The sequence below is a fragment of the Eubacterium sp. ER2 genome (genome assembly GCF_000765215.1).
Lineage (GTDB): Bacteria > Bacillota > Clostridia > Lachnospirales > Lachnospiraceae > Claveliimonas > Claveliimonas intestinigallinarum.
Genome location: NZ_JPJE01000006.1, coordinates 134,718 through 157,958 on the forward strand (window position 1 = coordinate 134,718; position 23,241 = coordinate 157,958).

Below are 23,241 nucleotides of genomic sequence, written 5' to 3' on the forward strand. Positions count from 1 at the left end.
GAAAGAGTATGGGTATCGGACCATCAACAAAAGAAACATCACTTCACCATTTCAGAGACCCGCTTCTGGATGTTGTCTCACAGGACACAGATGTGGATCTGATGGGTATCGTTATTGTGGGAACGCCGGATGACAACGTAGACAAAATGCTCGTTGGGACACGTACAGCTGTGTGGGCTGAGGCCATGCGTGCGGACGGTGTGATCATCTCATCGGACGGCTGGGGAAACAGTGACGTGGACTTTACGAACACCTGTGAGCAGCTCGGGACCAGAGGGATAGCTGTGACAGGCCTGAATTTCAGCGGTACTGTGGCCCAGTTTGTTGTCACGAACAATTATCTTGACGGCATCATAGATATAAACAAGAGCGCGGACGGCACAGAGACCAATGTTGTCGGGGAAAACAACGTTGTGGAGCTGGATTGCAAGAAGGCCCTGGCTCTTCTGAAGCTGAAGATGAGAAAGGCGGAGCAGGAGAGATAGGACAGGAAAAAGGCTGTAAAGAAAAAGCACGACATCTGCTCATGTCGTGCCCTTTCTTCTTGGTATGTCATTGAGAGGTTTTTCCTCGTTGCAATGCAGTTTGTATGTATATATACAAAGCTGGGGAAAAGTATCTCCTTGACGGAGAAAAGTATATATAAATTGTAGTTCACCAATGCAGGACTGCCCTTGGGGAAAGCGGTCGGCATCAGATCAACTGCAACTGCAACCTTTATTAAGATTGGGTTAACTATAGCACAAGATGGCCCGGGTGTCAAGACACCTGGAGAAAGTGGGGAAAAGTTGTATGTTTATACAAATAAAGTGTATTGCCGGATGCTGAATTTGTATAAATTTAATAAAGTGACGTATTATCACTTTATCAGACAAAAGCGACGGCAGACCGCACTTTATGTAGGCATATGCCCGGAGATGTGGTATAATATCCACGAGACGGCAATCCTGTCGAAACGAAAGGGAGGAATGGAGAAATTGGAAGAAGTGAAAATGGAGCAGCAGACGGCGGCCGATCCGCGGAAGAACCGGTATGTGGTGGACATCCGGCGGGACAAGGCCATGATGATGAAATATATCAAATTCTATAACCGGGTGAAACACCCGCGTGTCACCTTCAACCTGGTTATGACAGGCATCCTGCTGGCGCTTGTGCCGACTCTGGTAAAGAATATGGCGCTGCCCGGCGTGATCGTCTGCTACGGCGTGGGCGCCCTGCTCGTTGCGACGGGACTGTTCCGGCAGTATCTGGCGCTTGGCACGATGAGAGGGGACCCGGCAGTGAAGGAAAACGAGGAGCTCACCTACCTGTTCGGCAATACAGGCGTGCGGGTGCGGCAGAACGGGTCTGTGGACAATATGGGTTACTACAAGACGATCTACCGGATCTGGGAGGATGAAAAGACATACTACGTAGGTATGAACGAGGATGATCTGCTGATCCTGCCGAAGGCAAACTTTACCGAAGGTGAGGAGAGGGACTTTAAGGAGTTTATCCTTGAGAAGAGCGGCGCGGATTACCGCTGGCTGCCTGTGGGGCTCTGGAACCGGTTTAAGAACTTTGGAATGCAGATACGCGGCCACATCACGCGGATGCGGATCGAGGCGCAGGAGAGAGAAAAAGAAAGAAGATAAGAAAAAGGTTCTGTGTGGGATGACCACGCAGAACCTTTTTTTCTCTCATTATGAAGTTTTTATGAGTCTGCTTACGCTGCAGAACCTTTCTTGATAGCGTCGTGCAGATACAGGAACGCTGTGATGTAAACGATAACAGCGATAACCTTGGTCAGTGTATCCAACGGCAGACTGGATACGAAAGCGTATGCGCAGTAAACACCGATGGCGCCAAAGATAGCCTGTGTCCAGCAGGCAACCATGTCGTATCTTCCCTGAGCGATGAACTTCGGGCCGTTACCAAATGCCATCAGGTATGCGCAGGATCCCATCATAGCCGGGAACGCACATCCGGCATCCATACCAAGAGCCAGAACCATAGCCATACAAGGAGCGTACAGACCAACACCGATACTCATCAGAGCGCCGAAGATGAAGTTACCAACAACAGCGATCACGAGCTTCACGCCACGAAGACCAAGCTCTGTACCGATGGTGCCGAATGGGCCGATCGCAAAAACTTTCATCAGGATTACAGTAGCCAGGATGAAGAGACCTACGAACAGCGCGTAACGAACTTTCTTCCGGTCGAACTTGGTTACGATATCGGCCATTACGAAAGAACCAACTACGGAAGCGACAATCATCAGAACCAGTGTCAGGATATCCATATCTACGAAACCGAAGAACAGGAAAGCCTCCACACATACAGGAACGGTATCGCCTACGTTCAGCGTGCCGGGAACCAGGATATCGTCTACAGACTTCGTCAGCTTAAAAGAAGCAGATGACGGAGCAAAAGAACCGATTCCCAGAGTATCCAGGAAGTTCGCTACAAATCCAGTGATAATGGTTGCGACAAGATTCTTCGGCTGTTTACCTCTCTGCCACAGTTCCTCGCCGGTCATTCCAGTTCCAGGGTCTTTCTCCGGATTTGCGCGGAGCTCTTTGTTCTTGCGGATCATCAGAACAACGTTCAGGATGATACCGATCACGCACAATCCCTTCATGATGTACATTGCCATAAAAACATCCCTCCAGATTATGAATAAAAATTGTTTCAGAGCCCGCCCCCCTAAAGCTACCCCCGATTATAGCGGAGGCGAACCCGGTTATCACTGCCATTGTATCATCAAAAAATTAACAAGTCAACTGAAACTGAGCATTCTGTCTAATTTGAGCGATAAAAACAAACGCCTGATTGTTCAAATTACTGCTTCCGCTCTTATTTGATGAAGCCGAACACGGTCAGCAGAATGATGATCATGAAGAAGGGAACCACGAAGACGGTCAGGAACTTCTCATAGGTGTTCACATGACCGAACTTTCCGTCGTTGGTGGCCTCCTTCTCGTAGTTCTTAAAGCCCCATACTTTCGCGATGAAGATGCAGACGAGGATGCAGCCGATGGGCATCAGGAGGTAGGCTGTGAAGGTGTCCAGCCAGTCGTAGATGCCCAGGGTCTTGAAGCCGCCTGCATCGATCCAGGGAAGCTTCACACCGCTTAAGAGCCCAAAGCCGAGGGAGGCGAAGATGTTGCCGATGCCGACGATGACAGCCGTCGTGACGGAGGCCTTCAGCCGTCCCATGTGCAGGTTATCCTCAAAGGTGCGCACAGAGATCTCGAAGAAGCTGAACAGCGAGGAGATCACGGCGAAGAGGATGGCCAGGAAGAAGCAGAAGCCGATGATCCGGCCGCCCGGCAGTTTCTCAAAGATGTCCGTCATGACATTGAACACAAGACTGGGGCCTGCGGACTCGATGTCCACGCCGCCGGAAAAGGCGGAGGGAACGATGACGAAGCCGGCCAGGATCGCGGCGGCCGTGTCAAAGACGGAGACCATGACTGCGTCGCTCTTCAGGTTGTTCTGCTTGGGGATGTTGGCGCCCAGGGTCACATAGAGGCCCCAGCCGATGCCCACGGAGAACAGCACCTGTGTCGCCGCCTGGGCGAAGGTGGTGAAGCTGAACTTGCTGAAATCAGGAAGCAGGTAATACTTCACGCCCTCGATGGCGTTCTCATTTACAAAGAAGGCCCAGATGCCGCAGATGATGAGCAGGGCAAAGAGGAGCGGCAGCATGACCTTGGAGATCTTCTCCACAATGTTGGTGATGCCGAAATACAGAAGCACCGAGACGAACAGAAGGAGGAGCATGGCCCAGACGATGGGCTCTACGGTCGAGGAGGTGAAGCTGTCGAAATAGGCCTGCTTGTCAGCGCCGAAGTCGCCGCCTGTGAGATACTGGAACGCGTACTTGGCAACCCAGCCTCCTACAACGACGTAGTACATGTTGATCATCAGAGTGCAGACATTGGCCATCCAGCCTGCAAAACCCCACTTTTTGTTGATGCGCTGGAAGGCGCTGACTGCATCCTTGCCGGTATAGCGGCCGATGGCAGTCTCCATCTGTACCATGGGATGACCGATCAGAGCTACCACGATGATGTAGACCACAAGGAATACACCACCGCCCCCCTGGTAGGCAAGATAGGGGAATCTCCAGATGTTTCCAAGGCCGATCGCGGCGCCGGCGGCAACCATGAGGTAGCCAAATCGGGAGCCCCATTGACGAGTTTCCTGGTTTGTCTGATTACTCATAAAGATACTTCCTTTCTTTCGGGAGCTGGCTGTTTCTGCCTTCTGTGCCTCCCTTGATCGAGGGAGAAAATAAAAAAACGGCACTCTCAGCATCTGCGAGAGCACCGTTACATCTCAATCCTCCCTTCTAGTATATGATGAAAGGAGGTGAGATGTCAATAAAAACATGAAAAAAGTTAATGCCAGCATTAGAATGACTAATGTTTTGTGCGCAAAAGATCAGTCATCCAGAAGAAAGCTTTTTGCGTATTCCAGAAAGATCCTGGAAGCAGGAGAGAGGTCATCGTAGGAAGAGTAGCCCAGCCCAAGCCGGCGGAAGGAGCGCGGCTCCAGCCTGCGTTTTACAAAGCTGCCGGTCTGCCCCCGCAGGAGAAGGCCGGGGAGGATAGTGATGCCCAGTCCGTGCTCCACCATGGAGAGGACAGAGAACTCGTTGATGGAGAGGAAGCGGATGTCCGGCTTGATGTGGAACTCCTTCAGGATCCGGTAAATGTCGCTGCCCGGCGCATACTCTGTGGTGACAAAGGGAGCGCCTGTGAATTTCTCCATGGGGACAGCGCTGCAGTCCTCCAGGCTGTGTCCCTTGGGAAGAACGGCAAAAAGCTCGTCGTCCATGACCGGCAGGAACTGAAAATGATGCCCCTCCTGGTGGCTGAGGAATCCGATGTCCACCCGGCGTTCCTGGATCCAGTCCGGGAGGTCGTCCTCGGCGCCCTCTATGACCTTGAAGACGATATTCGGGTGGCTCTCCCTGAATTTCTGGATGATCTCCGGGATCCAGTGGATGGAGCAGCTTAAGTATGTGCCGATCGTGATGGTGCCGGTGGGGGTGCCCTTCAGCGCGGATATCTCCTGGTGAACAACCTCGTCCGCGCTGAGGAGCGCCCGGACGGAGGGAATAAGGGACTGGGCCTCCGGGGTCAGGACGGCGCCCTTCTTTCCTTTTATAAAAAGTGAAAAACCGACCTCCTTCTCCAGGGCCTTCATCATCTGTGTGACGCCGGACTGGGTGTAGCCCAGAGCCTCGCCTGCCCGGGTAAAGCTGCCGTAGTCGTCAACAGCCAGCATAACTTTCCATCTTTTGATATCCATAACTTGCTTTCCTTCTATATATAATGTATTTTAATAGGGTGCCATGATAGTAAATGGTAGAGGATGAGAGAGAAAAAAACAAGTAAAATATCCATATAAGATGAATTATTAAAAAAATGTAAAAAAACACTTGAAAACACGAGGTATTTCATATATAATAAAACGGCTGTGACATGATAGCTGTGAAGCGTGAGGTTGCCGCCCCCGGCAAAGTCATAAGTGAGGGCGGGTTTTCCGTGGAGCGAATGTCAAGTTAGGAAACTGGCGACAAGTCACTGTACGAAACTACTATAACAGCTGCTGAGATGCAGTAACAACGTGGGTGTTTCTCACGACACACACGGGAGAGTGTACAGTCACCGCTTGTCGTACTGAAAACAAAAGTACGAAAAGGAGGCGACTTTTTTTATGGCAAGTCAAGTAATGAGAATCACACTGAAAGCGTATGATCATCAGCTTGTTGATGCATCCGCGAAAAAGATCATCGAAACTGTAAAGAAGAATGGAGCGAAGGTGAGCGGACCTGTACCGCTTCCGACTAAGAAGGAAGTAGTTACGATCCTGCGTGCTGTCCACAAGTACAAAGACTCCAGAGAGCAGTTCGAGCAGAGGACTCACAAAAGACTGATCGATATCATCACACCGACGCAGAAAACAGTAGACGCTCTGTCAAGACTGGAGATGCCGGCTGGTGTTTATATTGATATCAAAATGAAAAACAAGTAAGCAGTATTCCTAAAATTTAGGATGAACACCAAAAGGTGTTCCGCTGTAAATCACAGGAGGTATTTATAATGAAGAAAGCTATCTTAGCTACAAAAGTCGGAATGACACAGATCTTCAACGAAGACGGCGTGCTGACACCTGTAACAGTTCTTCAGGCTGGCCCTTGTGTGGTAACACAGGTCAAGACTGTTGAGAATGACGGTTACGATGCAGTACAGGTTGGCTTTGTTGACAAGAAGGACAAGATCATCAACAAGGATAAAAGCGGCAAGAAGGAGATCGTTCACCGCCATGGCCTGACAAAGGCAGAGCAGGGACATTTCGCAAAAGCCGGTGTTTCTGGAAAGAGATACGTAAAGGAGTTCAGATTTGAGAACGCCAGCGAGTATGCTCCGGCACAGGAGATCAAGGCTGATATCTTTGAGGTTGGCGATAAAGTAGACGCTACAGCAATCTCCAAAGGTAAAGGCTTCCAGGGCGCGATCAAGAGACACGGACAGCACAGAGGACCCATGGCTCATGGTTCCAAGTTCCACCGTCACGCAGGTTCCAACGGAGCTGCATCTGACCCGAGCAAGGTGTTCAAGGGCAAGAAGATGCCCGGACAGATGGGTAACAAGAGGATCACGATCCAGAATCTGGAAGTGGTACGTGTAGACGCAGAGAACAATCTGCTGCTCATCAAGGGGTCTGTACCAGGACCGAAGAAATCTCTGGTAACTATTAAAGAAACAGTGAAAGCTGCTAACTAGTTTTTGCGAGGAAGGAGGAACACTTAAGATGGCAAACGTATCTGTTTACAATATCGAAGGTAAAGAAGTTGGTACGATCGACTTAAACGATGCTGTGTTCGGTGTGGAAGTGAATGACCACCTGGTACACATGGCAGTTGTAAGCCAGCTTGCAAATAATCGTCAGGGAACACAGAAGGCGAAGACCCGCTCAGAGGTTTCCGGCGGCGGAAGAAAACCGTGGAGGCAGAAAGGAACAGGCCACGCAAGACAGGGTTCAACGAGAGCTCCCCAGTGGACGGGTGGCGGCGTAGTGTTCGCGCCGGTTCCGAGAGATTACTCTTTCAAGATGAACAAAAAAGAGAAGAGAGCTGCTCTCAAGTCTGCGCTTTCTGCTAAGGTTGCGGAGAACAAGTTCATCGTTATCGATGAGATCGCATTTACAGACCACAAGACAAAGAATTTTGCAAATGTCCTGAAGAACCTGGATGTGAAGAAAGCATTAGTCGTATTAGAGGACGGAAATACAAACGCTGAGATTTCTGCAAAGAATATCGCTGATGTAAAGACCACGAAGACAAATACAATTAATGTGTACGACATCCTGAAATACAACACAGTCATCACGACAAAGGCTGCTGTTGCAAGCATTGAGGAGGTGTACGCATAATGGCTGATATCAAATATTATGATGTGATCCTTAAACCGGTAGTGACTGAGAAGAGCATGGAGCTGATGGGCGAGAAGAAATACACATTCCTTGTCCACACAGAGGCTACAAAATCTCAGATCAAAGAGGCTGTTGAGAAGATGTTCGCGGGAGCAAAGGTTGCGAAGGTGAACACCATGAACAACGAGGGTAAGAAGAGAAGAGTGCGCGGCACTATGCAGTTCGGCAAGACAGCCAAGACAAAGAAGGCTGTTGTCCAGCTCACAGAGGACAGCGCTGACATCGAGATCTTCGAGGGGTTATAAGACTTGCTGAAGGCGAGCGATAGCGAAGGCTGAAGCTTAGTCGGACCCCGTTCGCGAAACTTGGCGATGCATTGAGCACTTGGCGAGGTTCTTTCGAGCCTAGTGCGAAAGCAGATACTCCGAGCAAAGCGAGGATGTATCTACTATGTGAGCCTAGTTGAGCGAACCTGTAAATCCATTGCGGATAACTCCAATGGATCCACAGCGATAAGCAGCGTGACCTCGGGACCTGCGGTCCCTCAGTCGCGTTACACGCTCAAATTATTTCGCATAAGCCTGCTCACGCGAGCGTGGCAGTCTTATCCGCGTTTACCTTCACGCTGCTTATCGCGCATATACGGTGCAATTCCGTGACACAAATAATTAGCATTGAAAGGAGAAGCAATCATGGGAATTAAAACCTATAACCCATATACGCCTTCCAGAAGACAGATGACTGGATCTGATTTCGCTGAAATCACAAAGACGACTCCAGAGAAATCTCTGCTTGCTTCCAAGAGCAGCCAGGCAGGACGTAATAACCAGGGAAAAATCACAGTAAGACACCGCGGAGGCGGAGTTAAGAGAAAATACAGGATCATCGATTTCAAGAGAAGAAAAGATGGTATCCAGGCTACAGTAATCGGTATCGAGTACGACCCGAACAGGTCCGCGAACATTGCGCTGATCTGTTACGAGGACGGCGAGAAAGCATATATCCTGGCTCCCCAGGGACTGACAGACGGCATGAAAGTCATGAACGGACCTGAGGCTGAGGTGAGAGTAGGAAACTGCCTGCCGCTTTCACGCATCCCGGTTGGTACACAGATCCACAACATCGAGCTCTATCCGGGCAAGGGAGGACAGCTTGTTCGTTCCGCCGGAAACAGCGCCCAGTTAATGGCTAAAGAAGGAAAATATGCAACCCTCAGACTTCCGTCTGGTGAAATGAGAATGGTTCCGATCGAGTGCCGCGCATCTGTCGGTGTGGTAGGAAACGGCGATCACAACCTGATCAACATTGGTAAAGCGGGACGCAAACGCTACATGGGCTTCCGTCCTACAGTGCGCGGTTCTGTTATGAACCCGAACGACCATCCGCACGGTGGTGGTGAAGGTAAGACAGGAATCGGCCGTCCGGGTCCGTGTACACCCTGGGGCAAACCGGCTCTTGGTCTTAAGACCCGCAAGAAGAATAAACATTCTAACAAGCTGATCGTAAGAAGACGTGACGGTAAAGGAATCAAATAAATAGTTTCACAAGGAGGTAGAACTAATGGCTCGTTCACTTAAAAAAGGACCATTCGCAGACGCAAGCCTGCTTAAAAAGATCGATGCAATGAACGCATCCGGAGAGAAGTCCGTTGTCAAGACATGGTCTCGCCGTTCTACGATCTTCCCGAGCATGGTAGGTCACACAATCGCTGTTCATGACGGAAGAAAACACGTGCCGGTATATGTAACAGAGGATATGGTTGGACACAAGCTTGGTGAGTTCGTTGCGACCAGAACATACAGAGGACATGGAAAAGACGAGAAGAAATCAAGAGTGAGATAAATAAGGCTAATTTGAAAGGAGGGTTCATCCATGGCAAAAGGACATAGATCCCAGATCAAGAGAGAGAGAAATGCTAACAAGGACACAAGACCTTCAGCAAAGTTATCCTATGCTAGGGTTTCTGTTCAGAAGGCATGCTTCGTACTGGACGCCATCAGAGGTAAGGATGTAACAACAGCACTTGGAATCTTAACATACAATCCAAGATATGCTTCAAGTATTATAAAGAAACTGTTAGAGTCAGCAATCGCTAATGCTGAGAACAACAATGGTATGAATGCTGAGAACCTTTACGTTGCAGAGGCTTATGCAAATAAGGGACCAACAATGAAGAGAATCAGACCTAGAGCACAGGGCAGAGCTTACAGGATCGAGAAGAGAATGAGCCACATCACACTTGTGCTTGATGAAAGATAAGGAGGGTATTATGGGACAGAAAGTTAATCCTCATGGTTTAAGAGTCGGCATTATCAAAGATTGGGACTCCAGATGGTACGCAGATAAGGATTTCGCTGACAATCTTGTAGAGGACCATGAAATCAGAACATTTCTGAAGAAGAGATTATACAGCGCGGGCATTTCCAGGATCGAGATTGAGAGAGCTTCCGACCGTGTGAAGATCATTGTCTACACAGCAAAACCGGGCGTAGTCATCGGCAAGGGCGGCTCCGAGATCGAGAAAGTGAAAGGCGAGCTTGCAAAATATACAGACAAGAAGCTGGTCGTAGACATCAAGGAAGTGAAGAGACCGGACAAGGACGCACAGCTGGTAGCTGAGAACATCGCTCAGCAGCTGGAGAACCGTATCTCCTTCAGGCGTGCGATGAAGTCCTGCATGTCCAGGACAATGAAGGCTGGCGCTCTCGGAGTCAAGACTTCCGTATCAGGACGTCTTGGCGGAGCGGATATGGCCCGTACAGAGTTCTACAGCGAGGGAACGATCCCTCTTCAGACACTGAGAGCAGACATTGACTACGGATTTGCCGAGGCAGACACGACCTACGGAAAAGTTGGCGTAAAGGTTTGGGTCTACAAAGGCGAGGTTCTTCCGGAAAAGGCAGCAAAGGAAGGGAGCGATAAATAATGTTAATGCCAAAAAGAGTAAAACGTCGTAAACAGTTCCGTGGCTCCATGAAAGGAAAAGCGCTTCGTGGAAACACGCTTTCATATGGTGAATATGGTATCGTTGCAACAGAGCCCTGCTGGATCAAATCAAACCAGATCGAGGCTGCCCGTATCGCTATGACACGTTACATCAAGCGTGGCGGTAAAGTATGGATCAAGATATTCCCAGATAAACCTGTAACTACAAAACCAGCTGAAACACGTATGGGTTCCGGTAAAGGTACCCTGGAGTACTGGGTGGCAGTTGTAAAGCCGGGACGCGTTATGTTCGAGATCGCAGGCGTTCCTGAGGAAGTGGCAAGAGAAGCTCTTCGCCTTGCAACACACAAGTTACCTTGTAAATGTAAAGTCGTTTCTCGCGCAGACTTAGAAGGCGGTGATAACAGTGAAAATTAATGCATTTGTAGAAGATTTAAGAACAAAATCAGCTGCAGAGCTGAACGAAGAATTAGTAGCTGCTAAAAAGGAACTTTTCAACTTACGGTTCCAGAACGCAACAAATCAGCTGGACAACACCAGCAGAATCAAAGAGGTCAGAAAGAACATCGCAAGGATCCAGACTCTGATCACAGAGGCCAAGAGAGGTTAACGAGGTTTTTTCGGGCTCAGCTCTTTGGCCGTTCTCCAAGCGCGGCGAGGAGAACATCCTTAATAAGCCATTTTGAGTAAAACGCAGAGAAAGGAGTAACACCGTGGAAAGAAATCTTAGAAAAACACGTGTTGGCAAGGTAGTCAGCAACAAGATGGACAAAACGATCGTAGTTGCTGTTGAGGATAATGTAAAGCATCCCCTTTACGGAAAGATCGTAAAGAGAACGTACAAATTAAAAGCCCACGATGAGGCAAACGAGTGCAGCATCGGTGACAAGGTAAGGGTTATGGAGACAAGACCGCTGTCCAAGGATAAGAGATGGAGACTTGTCGAGATCATGGAAAAAGTGAAATAGTATAAGGAGGGAAACCTGCATGATACAGCAAGAAAGCAGACTGAAAGTAGCAGATAATACAGGTGCAAAAGAGTTACTCTGCATCCGTGTGCTTGGCGGTTCCACAAGAAGATATGCGAGCATCGGCGACGTGATCGTTGCTTCCGTTAAAGATGCAACACCAGGCGGCGTTGTAAAAAAAGGAGACGTAGTCAAGGCTGTAGTTGTACGTACTGTAAAAGGTACTCGCCGTAAAGATGGTTCCTACATCCGTTTCGACGAGAATGCTGCTGTAATAATCAAAGAAGACAAAAACCCAAGAGGAACCCGTATCTTCGGGCCCGTGGCAAGGGAGCTTCGTGACAAACAGTTTATGAAGATCGTTTCCCTGGCTCCGGAAGTACTTTAAGGAGGTGCGAGAATAAGATGTCAACTATGAAGATCAAAAAAGGCGATATGGTAAAGGTCATTGCCGGAAAAGACAAGGACAAGGAAGGCAAGGTCATCGCTGTTAATCAGAAAGACGGTACAGTTCTCGTGGAGGGTATCAACATGCTGACGAAGCACACAAAGCCGAGTGTTTCCAATCAGAATGGCGGTATCGTTCATCAGGAAGGACCTATTGATATTTCTAACGTAATGTACATCCACAAAGGAAAAGCTACAAGAGTAGGGTTCAAGATGGATGGTGACAAGAAAGTCCGCGTTGCAAAGTCAACAGGCGAAGTAATCGATTAATTGTTGAGGAAGGAGGTCCAGTGCTTTGAGCAGACTGAAAGAACAGTACCAGAACGAGATCATCGACGCGATGAACAAAAAGTTCGGTTATAAAAATATCATGGAAGTGCCGAAGCTTGACAAGGTTGTTATCAACATGGGCGTAGGCGAGGCAAAAGACAATCACAAGGTTTTAGAGTCAGCGATCGCTGATATGGAAAAGATCACAGGACAGAAGGCTGTTATCTGTAAGGCAAAGAAATCTGTGGCAAACTTCAAGATCAGAGAGGGTATGCCCATTGGTTGCAAGGTTACCTTAAGAGGAGAGAAGATGTATGAGTTCGTTGACCGTCTCATCAATCTTGCCCTTCCCCGTGTGCGTGACTTCAGAGGTGTAAACCCGAACGCGTTTGACGGAAGAGGTAACTACGCTCTTGGTATCAAAGAGCAGCTCATCTTCCCGGAGATCGAGTACGACAAGGTTGACAAAGTGAGAGGTATGGACGTTATCTTTGTCACAACTGCAAAGACAGACGAAGAGGCTCGCGAGCTGTTAAGACAGTTCAACATGCCGTTTACAAAATAAGGAGGTAAATTATGGCTAAGACAGCAATGAAAATCAAACAGCAGCGCAAGCAGAAATTCTCCACAAGAGAATACAACCGCTGCAGGATCTGCGGTCGTCCGCACGCATATTTGAGAAAATATGGTATCTGCCGTGTTTGCTTCCGCGAACTGGCATACAAAGGACAGATCCCGGGTGTGAAAAAGGCAAGTTGGTAAAGGAGGAAGCAATCCATGACTATGAGTGATCCTATTGCAGATATGCTTACAAGAATCCGTAATGCGAACACTGCAAAACACGATACAGTAGACATCCCTGCATCCAAGATGAAGGTCGCTATCGCGGACATCTTATACAATGAGGGATATATCACAAAATATGAGATCGTAGAAGACGGTGCGTTCAAGACGATCCGTGTGACACTGAAATACGGTGCTGACAAGAATGAGAAGGTCATCTCCGGACTGAAGAGAATCTCCAAGCCGGGTCTGCGCGTGTACGCCAGCAGCGAGGAGCTTCCCAAGGTCCTCGGCGGACTGGGAACAGCGATCATCTCCACAAACCAGGGCGTGATCACTGACAGAGAAGCAAGGAAACTGGGCGTAGGCGGAGAAGTCCTGGCTTTCGTTTGGTAGGCACTGAACACTTGGAGAAAGCAAGCCGTAAGGCGCAGCTTGAACCTAGTGAGAAGGCCGTTCTTCGAGCGGAGCGAGAAGAACATCCTTATAAAAAATAAATGAGCATGCGGGGAAGAGGACACACTACGGCCACTAGGCTCGTGAGGGACCTCGCCAAGTGGGCCGAGTGCACTTTCGCACTAAGCTCGTAAAAAACCTCGCTAAGTGCTCAATGTGACTGAAAACAGAGCAGGCTAGAGCATCTGCTCCGAAAATTTAAGTTAAGGAGGACATGGTATGTCACGTATAGGAAGACTGCCGATTACGATCCCGGCAGGCGTTACTGTTGAGATCGCAGAGAATAATAAAGTGACCGTTAAAGGCCCTAAGGGAACTCTTGAGAAGGAGCTTCCGATCGAAATGGAGATCAAGCAGGAGGGAGACCAGATCGTTGTCACAAGACCGAACGACCTGAAGAAGATGAAATCCCTTCACGGCCTGACAAGAACACTCATCAACAACATGGTCGTTGGTGTTACAGAAGGGTACAAGAAAGTCCTGGAAGTAAACGGTGTTGGTTACAGGGCTGCAAAATCCGGCAATAAGCTGACACTCAGCTTAGGATACTCTCACCCGGTAGAAATGATCGACCCTGAGGGCGTTGAGACTGTCCTTGAGGGACAGAACAAGATCACTGTCCAGGGAATTGACAAAGAGAAGGTTGGCCAGTATGCGGCTGAGATCAGAGACAAGAGAAGACCGGAGCCATACAAGGGCAAAGGTATCAAGTATGCTGATGAAGTGATCAGACGTAAAGTTGGTAAGACTGGTAAGAAATAAATAAGGAGAGTGTGAAAATGGTTAGCAAGAAATCAAGAACAGAAGTGCGTGTTAAAAAGCACAGAAAATTACGTAACCGTTTAAGCGGTACACCTGAATGCCCACGTTTAGCCGTATTCAGAAGCAATAATCACATGTACGCACAGATTATTGACGACGTAGCAGGGAACACTCTGGTTGCAGCTTCCACTCTTCAGAAAGATGTGAAAGCAAACCTTGAGAAGACCAATAACGTTGAAGCAGCAGCTGCTCTGGGTAAAGTGATCGCAGAAAAGGCTCTTGAGAAGGGCATCAAGGAAGTCGTATTCGACAGAGGCGGATTTGTATATCACGGAAAGATCCAGGCACTTGCAGACGCAGCTCGTGAGGCTGGACTGGAATTCTAGGAAGGGAGAACACACATGAAACAGGAACGTATTGATGCTAGTCAGTTAGAATTAAATGAAAAAGTAGTGTCAATTAAGCGTGTAACCAAGGTTGTTAAGGGTGGACGAAACATGAGATTTACAGCTCTTGTTGTTGTCGGAGACGGAAACGGCCATGTGGGCGCAGGCTTAGGAAAGGCAGCCGAGATCCCGGAAGCCATCCGCAAAGGAAAAGAGGACGCTACAAAGAAGCTGATCACTGTGGCATTAGATGAAAACGGAAGTATCACACATGATCAGATCGGCAAATTCGGAAGCGCTTCCGTGCTTCTGAAGACAGCTCCGGACGGTACCGGAGTGATCGCCGGTGGTCCGGCCCGTGCCGTTATCGAGATGGCAGGAATTAAGAATATCCGTACAAAATCTCTTGGTTCCAACAATAAACAGAACGTAGTTCTTGCTACAATCGAGGGATTAAAGGAAGTAAAGACACCTGAAGAGGTATCCAAGCTCCGTGGCAAATCCGTCGAGGAAATCTTAGGCTAAGGAGGCAGATAAAAATGGCAGATTTAAAGATTACTTTAGTAAAATCTACAATCGGTGCTGTGCCGAAGCATAAGAAGACAGTAGAGGCTTTGGGACTTAAGAAGACTGGCAAGACAGTTGTTTTACCGGACAATGCAGCTATAAGAGGCATGGTAAAGCAGGTGCAGCATTTAGTAAAGGTAGAAGAAGCGTAAATTCAGAGAAGTAAGGAGGTGTCATAATGGACTTATCAAATTTAAGACCTGCTGACGGGGCAAAACAGAGCAACAACTTCAGAAGAGGACGTGGACATGGCTCCGGAAACGGCAAGACAGCCGGCAAGGGACACAAGGGACAGAAGGCCCGTTCTGGCGGCACAAGACCAGGTTTTGAAGGTGGACAGATGCCATTATATAGAAGAATACCGAAGAGAGGCTTTACAAACAGAAACAGCAAGACAATTGTTGGTATCAATGTGAGCGCTCTGGAGGTGTTCGACAACGATGCTGTTGTATCTGTAGATACACTCATCGAGAAGGGCATTGTAAAAAATCCTAGGGACGGCGTAAAGATCCTTGGAAATGGTGAACTGACAAAGAAACTTACAGTTCAGGCAAATGCATTCAGCGCAGGTGCGGCTGCTAAAATAGAGGCTCTTGGTGGAAAAGCAGAGGTGATCTAATGTTTAAGACAGTGAGAAGGGCATTTCAGATCGCTGACGTCAGAAAGAAAATCCTGTACACGTTCATGATGCTGATCGTGATCAGGATCGGATCTGAGCTGCCCACACCTGGTGTGGATCCGGATTTCATCCAGGACTTCTTTGCGCAGAACACTGGTGAGGCGTTTAACTTCTTTAACGCCATCACCGGTGGTTCCTTTGAACAGATGTCCGTACTTGCTCTGAGCATCACACCATACATTACATCATCCATCATTATGCAGCTTCTGACCATTGCGATTCCGAAGCTGGAGGAGATGCATAAGGATGGGGAAGACGGACGAAAAAAGATTGCGGCTATCACCCGTTATCTGACTGTTGTCCTGTCACTGATCCAGTCAACAGCTATGGCGGTTGGATTTGGACGTCAGGGACTTCTCAAAGAGTTTAACTTTGTCAATGCGGCTATCGTCGTGCTGACACTGACAGCCGGAAGCGCCTTCCTTATGTGGTGCGGCGAGAGGATCACGGAAAAGGGTGTCGGAAACGGTATCTCTATCGTGCTTGTGATCAACATTATTTCCCGTATCCCCAGCGATATGGCTACTCTTTATGAACAGTTTGTAAAAGGAAAGAGTCTTGCATCCGGCGGACTGGCAGCGCTGATCATCCTTGCGATTATCCTGGCGCTTGTCGTTTTCGTCATTTTCCTGCAGGATGGACAGAGAAGGATCGCTGTGCAGTATTCACAGAAAATGCAGGGACGCAGAATGTTTGGCGGACAGTCCACATACATTCCGCTCCGCGTGAACACAGCGGGCGTGATCCCGATCATCTTCGCATCCTCACTGATGCAGACTCCCATTCTGATCGCGACCTTCCTTGGAAAGGGCGACGGGGATGGCATTGGAAGTGAGATCCTCCGAGGGCTGAACCAGTCAAACTGGTGTAATCCGCAGCAGCTCCAGTATTCATGGGGACTGGTGGTGTACATCATCCTGACCGTATTTTTTGCTTATTTCTACACATCCATCACCTTTAACCCGATGGAGATAGCAAATAATATGAAGAAGAGCGGCGGATTTATTCCCGGTATTCGGCCGGGAAAACCGACAGTTGAATATCTCACGAAGATCTTAAATTACATCATCTTTATCGGCGCATGTGGACTGATCCTTGTACAGATCGTGCCAATTTTCTTCAACGGCTGGCTGGGGGCTCATGTCTCCTTCGGCGGCACGTCACTGATCATTATTGTCAGTGTCATACTTGAGACGATCAAGCAGATCGAGTCACAGATGCTGGTACGCAATTATAAAGGATTTTTAAATAGTTAAGCCCCTTTGGGCTGTGCCTGAGGCGAACTGCCAGGATGCATTTTTGCATCGCTGGCATACAAGCCGGGCATGCTTCAGTTTTAAACTCGCGGAAAAAATTTTCGCGGGTTAAAATGCTATAAGGAGGAAGTAACATATGAAGATTATTATGTTAGGCGCGCCTGGAGCCGGGAAGGGAACCCAGGCAAAGAAAATCGCCGCGAAGTATGGGATCCCCCACATTTCCACCGGTGACATCTTCAGGGCGAACATCAAGAACGGTACAGAGCTTGGAAAGAAGGCCAAGACATATATGGACCAGGGACTTCTCGTGCCGGATGAGCTTGTCGTGGATCTGGTAGTGGACCGTGTGAACCAGGATGACTGCAAAAACGGCTATGTACTGGACGGCTTCCCGAGGACGATTCCCCAGGCTGAGGCCCTCACAGAGGCGCTGGCGAAGATGGGACAGAAGATGGATTACGCGATCGACGTGGATGTGCCTGATGAAAACATCGTGCGCCGCATGGGCGGAAGAAGAGCCTGTGTAGGATGCGGGGCTACATACCACATCGAATATGCGCCCACAAAGAAGGAAGGCATCTGCGACACATGCGGCGGCGAGCTGATCCTGAGGGACGACGACAAGCCGGAGACCGTGCAGAAGAGACTGGATGTGTACCATGAGCAGACACAGCCGCTGATCGACTACTACACAAAGGCGGGCATCCTGAGGACTGTGGATGGCACAGTGGATATCGACGATGTATTCCAGGCTATTGTGGATATTTTAGGAGCGTAAGAGCATGTCGATCACGATAAAATCACCCAGAGAGATCGAGCTTATGACGGAAGCGGGCAGGATCCTTGAGACTGTCCACAACGAACTGGCAAAGGAGCTTCATCCGGGAATGACCACCAAGGATATAGACAGGATCGGGGAGGAGCTGATACGCAGCTACGGCTGCGTGCCCTCCTTCCTGAATTATAACGGCTACCCGGCCTCCATCTGCGTGTCTGTGAATGACGAAGTGGTGCACGGCATACCCAGTCCCCACCGCTTTATCCGGGAGGGCGATATCGTGAGCCTGGACGCCGGCGTCATCTATAAGGGATACCATTCTGACGCGGCCAGGACATACGGCATCGGCCACATCAGCGAGGAAGCGCAGAGGCTGATCGATGTGACCCGGGAATGTTTTTTTGAAGGTATAAAGTACGCAAAAGAGGGCAATCATCTATTTGACATATCGTCTGCCATTGGACGATATGCAAGCGAGAGGGGCTACGGAGTGGTGAGAGACCTGTGCGGCCACGGGATCGGCACGAATCTTCACGAGTCGCCGGAGATACCCAACTATGAGCAGGGGAGAAAGGGAGTCCTCCTCAAAGAGGGCATGACGCTGGCCATTGAGCCCATGATCAATATAGGAACATGGGAGGTGGAATGGCTGGACGATGACTGGACGGTTGTCACAAAGGATCATTCCCTGTCTGCCCACTATGAGAACACGGTGCTGATCACCAAGGGCGAGCCAGTGCTCCTGTCCCTGTCAGCATATGAAGAGAGGAAGCAGAATGGACAGGTATAAGGCGGGAATGATGGCCAGGTCACTGGCGGGGCATGACGCGGGAAAAATATATGTTATAATAGGAAGCGACAGCGCATATGTTTATCTGGCAGACGGCAGGCTCCGGACAGTGGATCATCCTAAAAAGAAGAAAAAGAAGCATGTAAAGCCTGTCTGCGTCAGGTGCGGGGAGGCCGCGCTTGACGATGTGGCCGTAAAGAGAATACTTAGAAACTACTTGAACCAGGAAAAAGGAAAACAGGAGGATTAAGGAGACATGTCAAAAGCTGACGTTATCGAAATCGAAGGAACTGTAGTAGAGAAACTGCCAAACGCAATGTTCCAGGTGGAGCTGGAGAACGGCCACCAGGTGCTGGCTCATATCAGCGGAAAGCTGCGTATGAATTTTATCAAGATCCTGCCGGGAGACAAAGTGACACTGGAGCTGTCACCCTATGATCTCTCAAAGGGAAGGATCATCTGGAGAGACAAGTAAAAAGCTGTAAATTATCTTAGAAACAACGGGAAAATCTATTGACTTGCCTGAAACGCGGTGCTATACTATATAGGCGCGTTTCCCGGGGATTTTTATGCCTTGTTACGGGATTTCCGGAAAAAGCGCCTCGGAACCAAGCAGGCAATGGATGAAAGGAGGATTTGACGTGAAGGTTAGATCATCAGTAAAACCAATTTGCGAGAAATGCAAAGTAATCAAGAGAAAAGGAAGCATTCGCATTATCTGCGAGAACCCAAAGCATAAACAGCGTCAGGGTTAATTTGGGCGGCTGATAGTATGACACGCCAGGGTGTGTGTGCAGTGCTCATACTATTTAATATACATGAAACACCGACAGAGCGTGGATATTCCACAGGGGTTTCTAGTATATTGCTTACAATACCGGCGGTCATTAGCCGATGGTATGTCGGCTGCCGGAAAGGGCGTGAATACCGACACGCCTGGGCTGGGATATCGGAACATTACTGCGTTCCGGTAGGGAACAGGAAAAAATCCAGTGCCCGCAGCCTCAATTTAGGACAATATTAAACAACAAAGATCAAATGGAGGAAAATCACATGGCTCGTATTGCAGGTGTAGACTTACCAAGAGACAAACGTGTAGAAATCGGACTGACCTATATTTACGGTATCGGAAGAACGAGCGCAACACGTATTCTGAAAGAAGCAGGAGTTGATCCGGACATCCGCTGCAGAGATCTGACAGACGACGATGTAAAGAAGATCAGCGCAGTCATCGATGAGACACAGATGGTAGAAGGTGATCTGAGAAGAGAGATCGCGCTGAACATCAAGAGATTACAGGAGATCGGATGCTACAGAGGTATCCGTCACAGAAAAGGACTCCCGGTTCGTGGACAGAAGACAAAGACAAACGCAAGAACAAGAAAAGGTCCTAAGAGAACAGTTGCTAATAAAAAGAAATAGGCCGAAAGCAGCTTAATGAGGGCGAGCAATAGCGAAGCCCGAATTCCAGCGCGAGGCCGTTCGCGAACCTTAGCGAAAGCAAACTCGAAGAGTGCAGCTTGAGCTTAGTTGAGCGAACTACCTCCACGATGAAAGTGTTTTGGTATTTCTTTGTTCAGGCCGAAGGCCTGAACTACCTTATCAATCGAAAACAACGCAAATTTCAAGAAAGTAGGTTAGTTTAAATGGCAAAGAAAGTTACAAAAAAAGTGACAAAGAAACGTGTCAAGAAAAACGTTGAACACGGACAAGCACATATCCAGTCATCTTTTAACAATACAATCGTAACATTAACAGATGCACAGGGAAATGCTCTGTCATGGGCAAGTGCTGGTGGTCTGGGATTTAGAGGTTCAAGGAAATCTACTCCGTATGCAGCACAGATGGCAGCTGAGACAGCAGCAAAGGCAGCTCTGGTACACGGCTTAAAGACAGTAGATGTTATGGTAAAAGGACCTGGTTCGGGAAGAGAGGCAGCAATCCGTGCCCTTCAGGCATGTGGAATTGACGTTACAAGCATCAGAGACGTAACACCGGTTCCCCACAACGGATGCCGTCCGCCGAAACGCAGAAGAGTCTAGTCTTCGGATTGTGTTTCAGGATTAATTAAGATATTAACAACAGAAACAGTGAATTGGATTTCAATATCCCAAGAAATCAGGAGGAAAGCGAAAACATGGCAGTAAACAGAGTTCCGGTTCTTAAAAGATGCCGTTCACTTGGCATGGACCCAGTTTATTTAGGAATTGATAAAAAGTCTAACAGACAGTTAAAGAGATCAAACAGAAAGATGAGTGAGTACGGACTGCAGCTCCGCGAGAAGCAGAAAGCAAAATTCATCTACGGCGTTCTTGAGAAGCCTTTCAGAAACTACTACAAGAAGGCAAAACAGCAGAAGGGCATGACAGGTACAAACCTGATGGTTCTGCTTGAGACAAGACTTGACAATGTAGTGTTCCGCATGGGGCTTGCCAGAACACGCCGCGAGGCAAGACAGATCGTAGACCACAAGCATGTGCTGGTTAACGGGAAGCAGGTAAACATTCCTTCTTACCTTGTTAAGGCAGGCGATGTGATCGAGATCAAAGAGAAATGCAAAGGTTCCCAGAGATACAAAGATATCATCGAGGTGACAGGCGGACGTCTTGTACCTGCATGGATCGAAGTAGACCACGAGGCTCTGAAGGGAACTGTAAAAGAACTTCCGACACGCGATGAGATTGACGTTCCTGTAGACGAGATGCTGATCGTCGAGTTGTATTCTAAATAATTAATTTAGAAAAGTAATTAACCCTCAGAAAATTATCAGCCCATAAGGAGGGACTATATAGTGTTTGATTTCAATAAACCGAATATCGAAATTACAGAAATGTCAGAAGATAAGAGATATGGAAGATTTGTAGTAGAGCCTCTTGAGAGAGGCTACGGTACAACACTTGGAAATTCTCTTAGAAGGATCATGCTCTCATCTCTTCCCGGAGCTGCCATCAGCCAGGTGAAGATCGACGGTGTGCTGCATGAATTCAGTTCTATCCCGGGTGTGAAGGAAGATGTGACAGAGATCATCATGAATTTGAAATCTCTGGCTATTAAAAATACATCTGAGACAGACGAACCAAAGACAGCCTACATTGAGTTTGAAGGTGAGGGTGTCGTAACTGGTGCTGATATACAGGCGGACTCAGACATTGAGATCATGAATCCGGAGACTGTCATCGCCACTTTGAACGGCGGCGCGGACAGCAAGCTTTACATGGAACTGACTATCACAAAGGGCAGAGGATATGTAAGTTCAGATAAGAACAAGAATGAGGATCTTCCCATTGCGGTTATTCCCATTGACTCTATCTACACACCTGTTGAGAGAGTGAACCTTACGGTTGAGAATACCCGTGTGGGCCAGATCACAGATTTTGACAAATTGACACTTGATGTGTGGACAAACGGCACACTTCATCCGGACGAGGCAGTCAGCCTTGCCGCAAAGGTTCTCAGCGAGCACCTGAAGCTGTTTATCGATCTCTCTGAGGTGGCACAGGCCGCTGAGGTCATGATCGAGAAGGAGGATGACGAGAAGGAGAAGGTTCTCGAGATGAGCATTGACGAGCTCGAGCTCTCCGTGCGCTCCTACAACTGTCTGAAGCGCGCCGGCATCAACACAGTGGAAGAGTTGACAAACCGCACACCTGAGGACATGATGAAGGTCCGCAACCTGGGACGCAAATCCCTGGAGGAAGTGCTGGCAAAATTAAAAGAACTCGGCTTAGAGCTGAGCCAGGGCGAGGAGTAAAACGACGAGCCCTGGCGATACTGATCGAGCGTAAGCTCGAGCAGGTTCCGCTAAAAGCAGGGAGAGGAGTAAGGTGTGAGCACTTAGCGAGAGTGAGCCGTCAGGCGACGCTCGAGTTCTAGTTCGAAGAACTAGCTCTTTAATCCCCGTTAGATATGTGTTATATGTCATATATAACCACAACCCACGCCCAGCCGCCAGTAAGCCCAAAGATGCGTGGCGGCGGCATTTGGCTAGTAAGCCCGAAGATGCATAACCAGATGTTAAATATTGGAGGAGAAGAAAAATGGCAAAATATAGAAAACTTGGCAGAACATCAAGCCAGAGAAAAGCATTACTGAGAAACCAGGTGACAGCTCTCTTAAACAACGGCAAGATCCGTACAACAGAGGCAAAGGCTAAAGAGATCCGCAAGATCGCAGAGGGCCTGATCGCTATGGCAGTAAAGGAGAAGGACAACTTCGAGGAGGTTACTGTTAAGGCCAAGGTTGCCCGCAAGGACAAAGACGGCAAGAGAGTAAAGGAAGTTGTAGACGGAAAGAAAGTGACAGTATATGACGAAGTAGAGAAGAAGATCAAGAAGGATATGCCTTCCAGACTTCACGCAAGACGTCAGATGCTGAAGGTTCTGTGCCCTGTGACAGAGGTTCCGAAGACAGCAGCCGGAAGAAAGAAAAATACAAAAGAGATCGATATGGTAGCGAAGCTGTTCGACGAGATCGCGCCGAAGTATGCAGACCGCAACGGTGGTTACACAAGAATCATCAAGATTGGTCAGCGTAAAGGTGACGCTGCTATGGAGGTTCTGATCGAGCTCGTATAAGAGATTGATCGGAAAATCATTAGACAGGTATTAAAAAAGAGTTCCAGTGGAACTCTTTTCAGACTGTAGACAAAGTCCCCGGTTTACCCCGGGGCTTTTCTATTGTAGTTATCAACATTTCAATGATCCTTCCGGTTTTTATCAA

Annotated in this window: 37 protein-coding genes; 34 read left to right on the forward strand and 3 right to left on the reverse strand. The window is 48.5% G+C overall.

The genetic code is table 11. The annotated features are described in order from the left end of the window. The first annotated feature begins 8 nt into the window (after positions 1-8). Together NI21_RS0103070 and NI21_RS0103075 are read left to right on the forward strand one after the other, a co-directional pair. Entirely contained in the window at positions 9-485 is a 477-nt protein-coding gene (locus NI21_RS0103070; RefSeq protein ID WP_033124768.1) for a glycine/sarcosine/betaine reductase component B subunit, read from the forward strand. 501 nt (positions 486-986) lie between these two features. Continuing rightward, on the forward strand, positions 987-1,634 hold the full coding sequence (locus NI21_RS0103075; protein ID WP_242842803.1) for a YcxB family protein: 648 nt from the start codon (positions 987-989) through the stop codon (positions 1,632-1,634). 71 nt (positions 1,635-1,705) lie between these two features. Here the strand turns inward: NI21_RS0103075 and NI21_RS0103080 are convergent, their stop codons facing one another. The 3 genes from NI21_RS0103080 to NI21_RS0103090 all read right to left on the reverse strand — a co-directional run bounded on the left by NI21_RS0103080 (position 1,706) and on the right by NI21_RS0103090 (position 5,304). Then, the gene (locus NI21_RS0103080) at positions 1,706-2,638 is read right to left on the reverse strand and encodes a permease (protein ID WP_242842801.1); all 933 of its coding nucleotides are present in this window, start codon (positions 2,636-2,638) and stop codon (positions 1,706-1,708) included. Between the two features lie 200 nt (positions 2,639-2,838). Next, positions 2,839-4,212, reverse strand: a complete 1,374-nt coding sequence (locus NI21_RS0103085; RefSeq protein ID WP_033124818.1) for a sodium-dependent transporter — start codon at positions 4,210-4,212, stop codon at positions 2,839-2,841. Positions 4,213-4,431: 219 nt separating this feature from the next. Then, positions 4,432-5,304 carry a LysR family transcriptional regulator gene (locus tag NI21_RS0103090; RefSeq protein WP_033124770.1) on the reverse strand — a complete coding sequence of 291 codons (873 nt, stop codon included), beginning with the start codon at positions 5,302-5,304 and terminating at the stop codon, positions 4,432-4,434. A 408-nt stretch (positions 5,305-5,712) separates the two neighbouring features. Between NI21_RS0103090 and rpsJ the strand changes: the two genes are divergently transcribed. The 32 genes from rpsJ to NI21_RS0103245 all read left to right on the forward strand — a co-directional run bounded on the left by rpsJ (position 5,713) and on the right by NI21_RS0103245 (position 23,096). Beyond that, positions 5,713-6,030 carry a 30S ribosomal protein S10 gene (rpsJ, locus tag NI21_RS0103095; RefSeq protein WP_033124771.1) on the forward strand — a complete coding sequence of 106 codons (318 nt, stop codon included), beginning with the start codon at positions 5,713-5,715 and terminating at the stop codon, positions 6,028-6,030. Between the two features lie 68 nt (positions 6,031-6,098). After that, positions 6,099-6,782 carry a 50S ribosomal protein L3 gene (rplC, locus tag NI21_RS0103100; RefSeq protein WP_033124772.1) on the forward strand — a complete coding sequence of 228 codons (684 nt, stop codon included), beginning with the start codon at positions 6,099-6,101 and terminating at the stop codon, positions 6,780-6,782. A 28-nt stretch (positions 6,783-6,810) separates the two neighbouring features. After that, the gene (gene rplD, locus NI21_RS0103105; RefSeq protein WP_033124773.1) at positions 6,811-7,431 is read left to right on the forward strand and encodes a 50S ribosomal protein L4; all 621 of its coding nucleotides are present in this window, start codon (positions 6,811-6,813) and stop codon (positions 7,429-7,431) included. After that, complete coding sequence (gene rplW, locus NI21_RS0103110) at positions 7,431-7,736, forward strand: 50S ribosomal protein L23 (RefSeq protein WP_033124774.1); 306 nt, start codon at positions 7,431-7,433, stop codon at positions 7,734-7,736. Before rplD ends, rplW begins: the two co-directional genes overlap by 1 nt. 387 nt (positions 7,737-8,123) lie before the next feature. Further along, positions 8,124-8,966, forward strand: a complete 843-nt coding sequence (gene rplB / locus NI21_RS0103115) for a 50S ribosomal protein L2 (protein ID WP_033124775.1) — start codon at positions 8,124-8,126, stop codon at positions 8,964-8,966. 25 nt (positions 8,967-8,991) lie between these two features. After that, on the forward strand, positions 8,992-9,273 hold the full coding sequence (gene rpsS / locus NI21_RS0103120; RefSeq protein WP_033124776.1) for a 30S ribosomal protein S19: 282 nt from the start codon (positions 8,992-8,994) through the stop codon (positions 9,271-9,273). A gap of 30 nt (positions 9,274-9,303) precedes the next feature. After that, positions 9,304-9,690, forward strand: a complete 387-nt coding sequence (gene rplV, locus NI21_RS0103125; RefSeq protein ID WP_033124777.1) for a 50S ribosomal protein L22 — start codon at positions 9,304-9,306, stop codon at positions 9,688-9,690. Positions 9,691-9,700: 10 nt separating this feature from the next. After that, positions 9,701-10,357, forward strand: a complete 657-nt coding sequence (gene rpsC, locus NI21_RS0103130; RefSeq protein WP_033124778.1) for a 30S ribosomal protein S3 — start codon at positions 9,701-9,703, stop codon at positions 10,355-10,357. After that, positions 10,357-10,794, forward strand: a complete 438-nt coding sequence (gene rplP, locus NI21_RS0103135) for a 50S ribosomal protein L16 (RefSeq protein WP_033124779.1) — start codon at positions 10,357-10,359, stop codon at positions 10,792-10,794. Before rpsC ends, rplP begins: the two co-directional genes overlap by 1 nt. After that, positions 10,784-10,987, forward strand: a complete 204-nt coding sequence (gene rpmC, locus NI21_RS0103140; protein ID WP_033124780.1) for a 50S ribosomal protein L29 — start codon at positions 10,784-10,786, stop codon at positions 10,985-10,987. Before rplP ends, rpmC begins: the two co-directional genes overlap by 11 nt. Before the next feature lie 103 nt (positions 10,988-11,090). Beyond that, the gene (gene rpsQ, locus NI21_RS0103145) at positions 11,091-11,345 is read left to right on the forward strand and encodes a 30S ribosomal protein S17 (protein WP_033124781.1); all 255 of its coding nucleotides are present in this window, start codon (positions 11,091-11,093) and stop codon (positions 11,343-11,345) included. A 19-nt stretch (positions 11,346-11,364) separates the two neighbouring features. After that, positions 11,365-11,733, forward strand: a complete 369-nt coding sequence (gene rplN / locus NI21_RS0103150) for a 50S ribosomal protein L14 (RefSeq protein ID WP_033124782.1) — start codon at positions 11,365-11,367, stop codon at positions 11,731-11,733. 17 nt (positions 11,734-11,750) lie between these two features. Next, on the forward strand, positions 11,751-12,062 hold the full coding sequence (rplX, locus tag NI21_RS0103155; RefSeq protein ID WP_033124783.1) for a 50S ribosomal protein L24: 312 nt from the start codon (positions 11,751-11,753) through the stop codon (positions 12,060-12,062). A 25-nt stretch (positions 12,063-12,087) separates the two neighbouring features. Further along, positions 12,088-12,627 (forward strand): 50S ribosomal protein L5, encoded by a 540-nt coding sequence (gene rplE / locus NI21_RS0103160; RefSeq protein WP_033124784.1) that lies wholly within the window; start codon positions 12,088-12,090, stop codon positions 12,625-12,627. 11 nt (positions 12,628-12,638) lie between these two features. Beyond that, complete coding sequence (locus tag NI21_RS0103165; RefSeq protein ID WP_016220062.1) at positions 12,639-12,824, forward strand: type Z 30S ribosomal protein S14; 186 nt, start codon at positions 12,639-12,641, stop codon at positions 12,822-12,824. Positions 12,825-12,839: 15 nt separating this feature from the next. Further along, positions 12,840-13,241, forward strand: coding sequence for a 30S ribosomal protein S8 (rpsH, locus tag NI21_RS0103170; RefSeq protein ID WP_033124785.1), 402 nt, complete (start codon positions 12,840-12,842; stop codon positions 13,239-13,241). Positions 13,242-13,520: 279 nt separating this feature from the next. Continuing rightward, positions 13,521-14,063 (forward strand): 50S ribosomal protein L6, encoded by a 543-nt coding sequence (gene rplF, locus NI21_RS0103175; protein WP_033124786.1) that lies wholly within the window; start codon positions 13,521-13,523, stop codon positions 14,061-14,063. Positions 14,064-14,080: 17 nt separating this feature from the next. After that, positions 14,081-14,449: a 50S ribosomal protein L18 gene (gene rplR / locus NI21_RS0103180; RefSeq protein WP_033124787.1), complete on the forward strand. Its 369-nt coding sequence runs from the start codon at positions 14,081-14,083 to the stop codon at positions 14,447-14,449. Positions 14,450-14,464: 15 nt separating this feature from the next. Beyond that, positions 14,465-14,974, forward strand: coding sequence for a 30S ribosomal protein S5 (gene rpsE / locus NI21_RS0103185; RefSeq protein ID WP_033124788.1), 510 nt, complete (start codon positions 14,465-14,467; stop codon positions 14,972-14,974). A gap of 14 nt (positions 14,975-14,988) precedes the next feature. Then, positions 14,989-15,168 carry a 50S ribosomal protein L30 gene (rpmD, locus tag NI21_RS0103190; RefSeq protein WP_033124789.1) on the forward strand — a complete coding sequence of 60 codons (180 nt, stop codon included), beginning with the start codon at positions 14,989-14,991 and terminating at the stop codon, positions 15,166-15,168. Between the two features lie 26 nt (positions 15,169-15,194). Continuing rightward, on the forward strand, positions 15,195-15,635 hold the full coding sequence (gene rplO, locus NI21_RS0103195; RefSeq protein ID WP_033124790.1) for a 50S ribosomal protein L15: 441 nt from the start codon (positions 15,195-15,197) through the stop codon (positions 15,633-15,635). Continuing rightward, complete coding sequence (gene secY / locus NI21_RS0103200; protein ID WP_033124791.1) at positions 15,635-16,951, forward strand: preprotein translocase subunit SecY; 1,317 nt, start codon at positions 15,635-15,637, stop codon at positions 16,949-16,951. Before rplO ends, secY begins: the two co-directional genes overlap by 1 nt. Before the next feature lie 136 nt (positions 16,952-17,087). Beyond that, on the forward strand, positions 17,088-17,732 hold the full coding sequence (locus tag NI21_RS0103205) for an adenylate kinase (RefSeq protein WP_033124792.1): 645 nt from the start codon (positions 17,088-17,090) through the stop codon (positions 17,730-17,732). Positions 17,733-17,736: 4 nt separating this feature from the next. Then, positions 17,737-18,522, forward strand: coding sequence for a type I methionyl aminopeptidase (gene map, locus NI21_RS0103210; RefSeq protein WP_033124793.1), 786 nt, complete (start codon positions 17,737-17,739; stop codon positions 18,520-18,522). After that, positions 18,509-18,772 (forward strand): RNA-binding protein, encoded by a 264-nt coding sequence (locus NI21_RS0103215; protein ID WP_033124794.1) that lies wholly within the window; start codon positions 18,509-18,511, stop codon positions 18,770-18,772. Before map ends, NI21_RS0103215 begins: the two co-directional genes overlap by 14 nt. Positions 18,773-18,778: 6 nt before the next feature. Then, the gene (gene infA, locus NI21_RS0103220) at positions 18,779-18,997 is read left to right on the forward strand and encodes a translation initiation factor IF-1 (protein ID WP_004607275.1); all 219 of its coding nucleotides are present in this window, start codon (positions 18,779-18,781) and stop codon (positions 18,995-18,997) included. A 166-nt stretch (positions 18,998-19,163) separates the two neighbouring features. After that, positions 19,164-19,277: a 50S ribosomal protein L36 gene (gene rpmJ, locus NI21_RS16260; protein ID WP_003022746.1), complete on the forward strand. Its 114-nt coding sequence runs from the start codon at positions 19,164-19,166 to the stop codon at positions 19,275-19,277. 298 nt (positions 19,278-19,575) lie between these two features. Beyond that, complete coding sequence (gene rpsM, locus NI21_RS0103225; protein WP_033124795.1) at positions 19,576-19,944, forward strand: 30S ribosomal protein S13; 369 nt, start codon at positions 19,576-19,578, stop codon at positions 19,942-19,944. Between the two features lie 224 nt (positions 19,945-20,168). Further along, on the forward strand, positions 20,169-20,564 hold the full coding sequence (gene rpsK, locus NI21_RS0103230) for a 30S ribosomal protein S11 (protein ID WP_033124796.1): 396 nt from the start codon (positions 20,169-20,171) through the stop codon (positions 20,562-20,564). A 95-nt stretch (positions 20,565-20,659) separates the two neighbouring features. Next, positions 20,660-21,253 (forward strand): 30S ribosomal protein S4, encoded by a 594-nt coding sequence (rpsD, locus tag NI21_RS0103235; protein ID WP_033124797.1) that lies wholly within the window; start codon positions 20,660-20,662, stop codon positions 21,251-21,253. A gap of 60 nt (positions 21,254-21,313) precedes the next feature. Further along, positions 21,314-22,273, forward strand: coding sequence for a DNA-directed RNA polymerase subunit alpha (locus tag NI21_RS0103240; protein WP_033124798.1), 960 nt, complete (start codon positions 21,314-21,316; stop codon positions 22,271-22,273). Between the two features lie 286 nt (positions 22,274-22,559). Then, positions 22,560-23,096, forward strand: a complete 537-nt coding sequence (locus NI21_RS0103245) for a bL17 family ribosomal protein (RefSeq protein ID WP_033124799.1) — start codon at positions 22,560-22,562, stop codon at positions 23,094-23,096. Positions 23,097-23,241 lie beyond the last annotated feature (145 nt).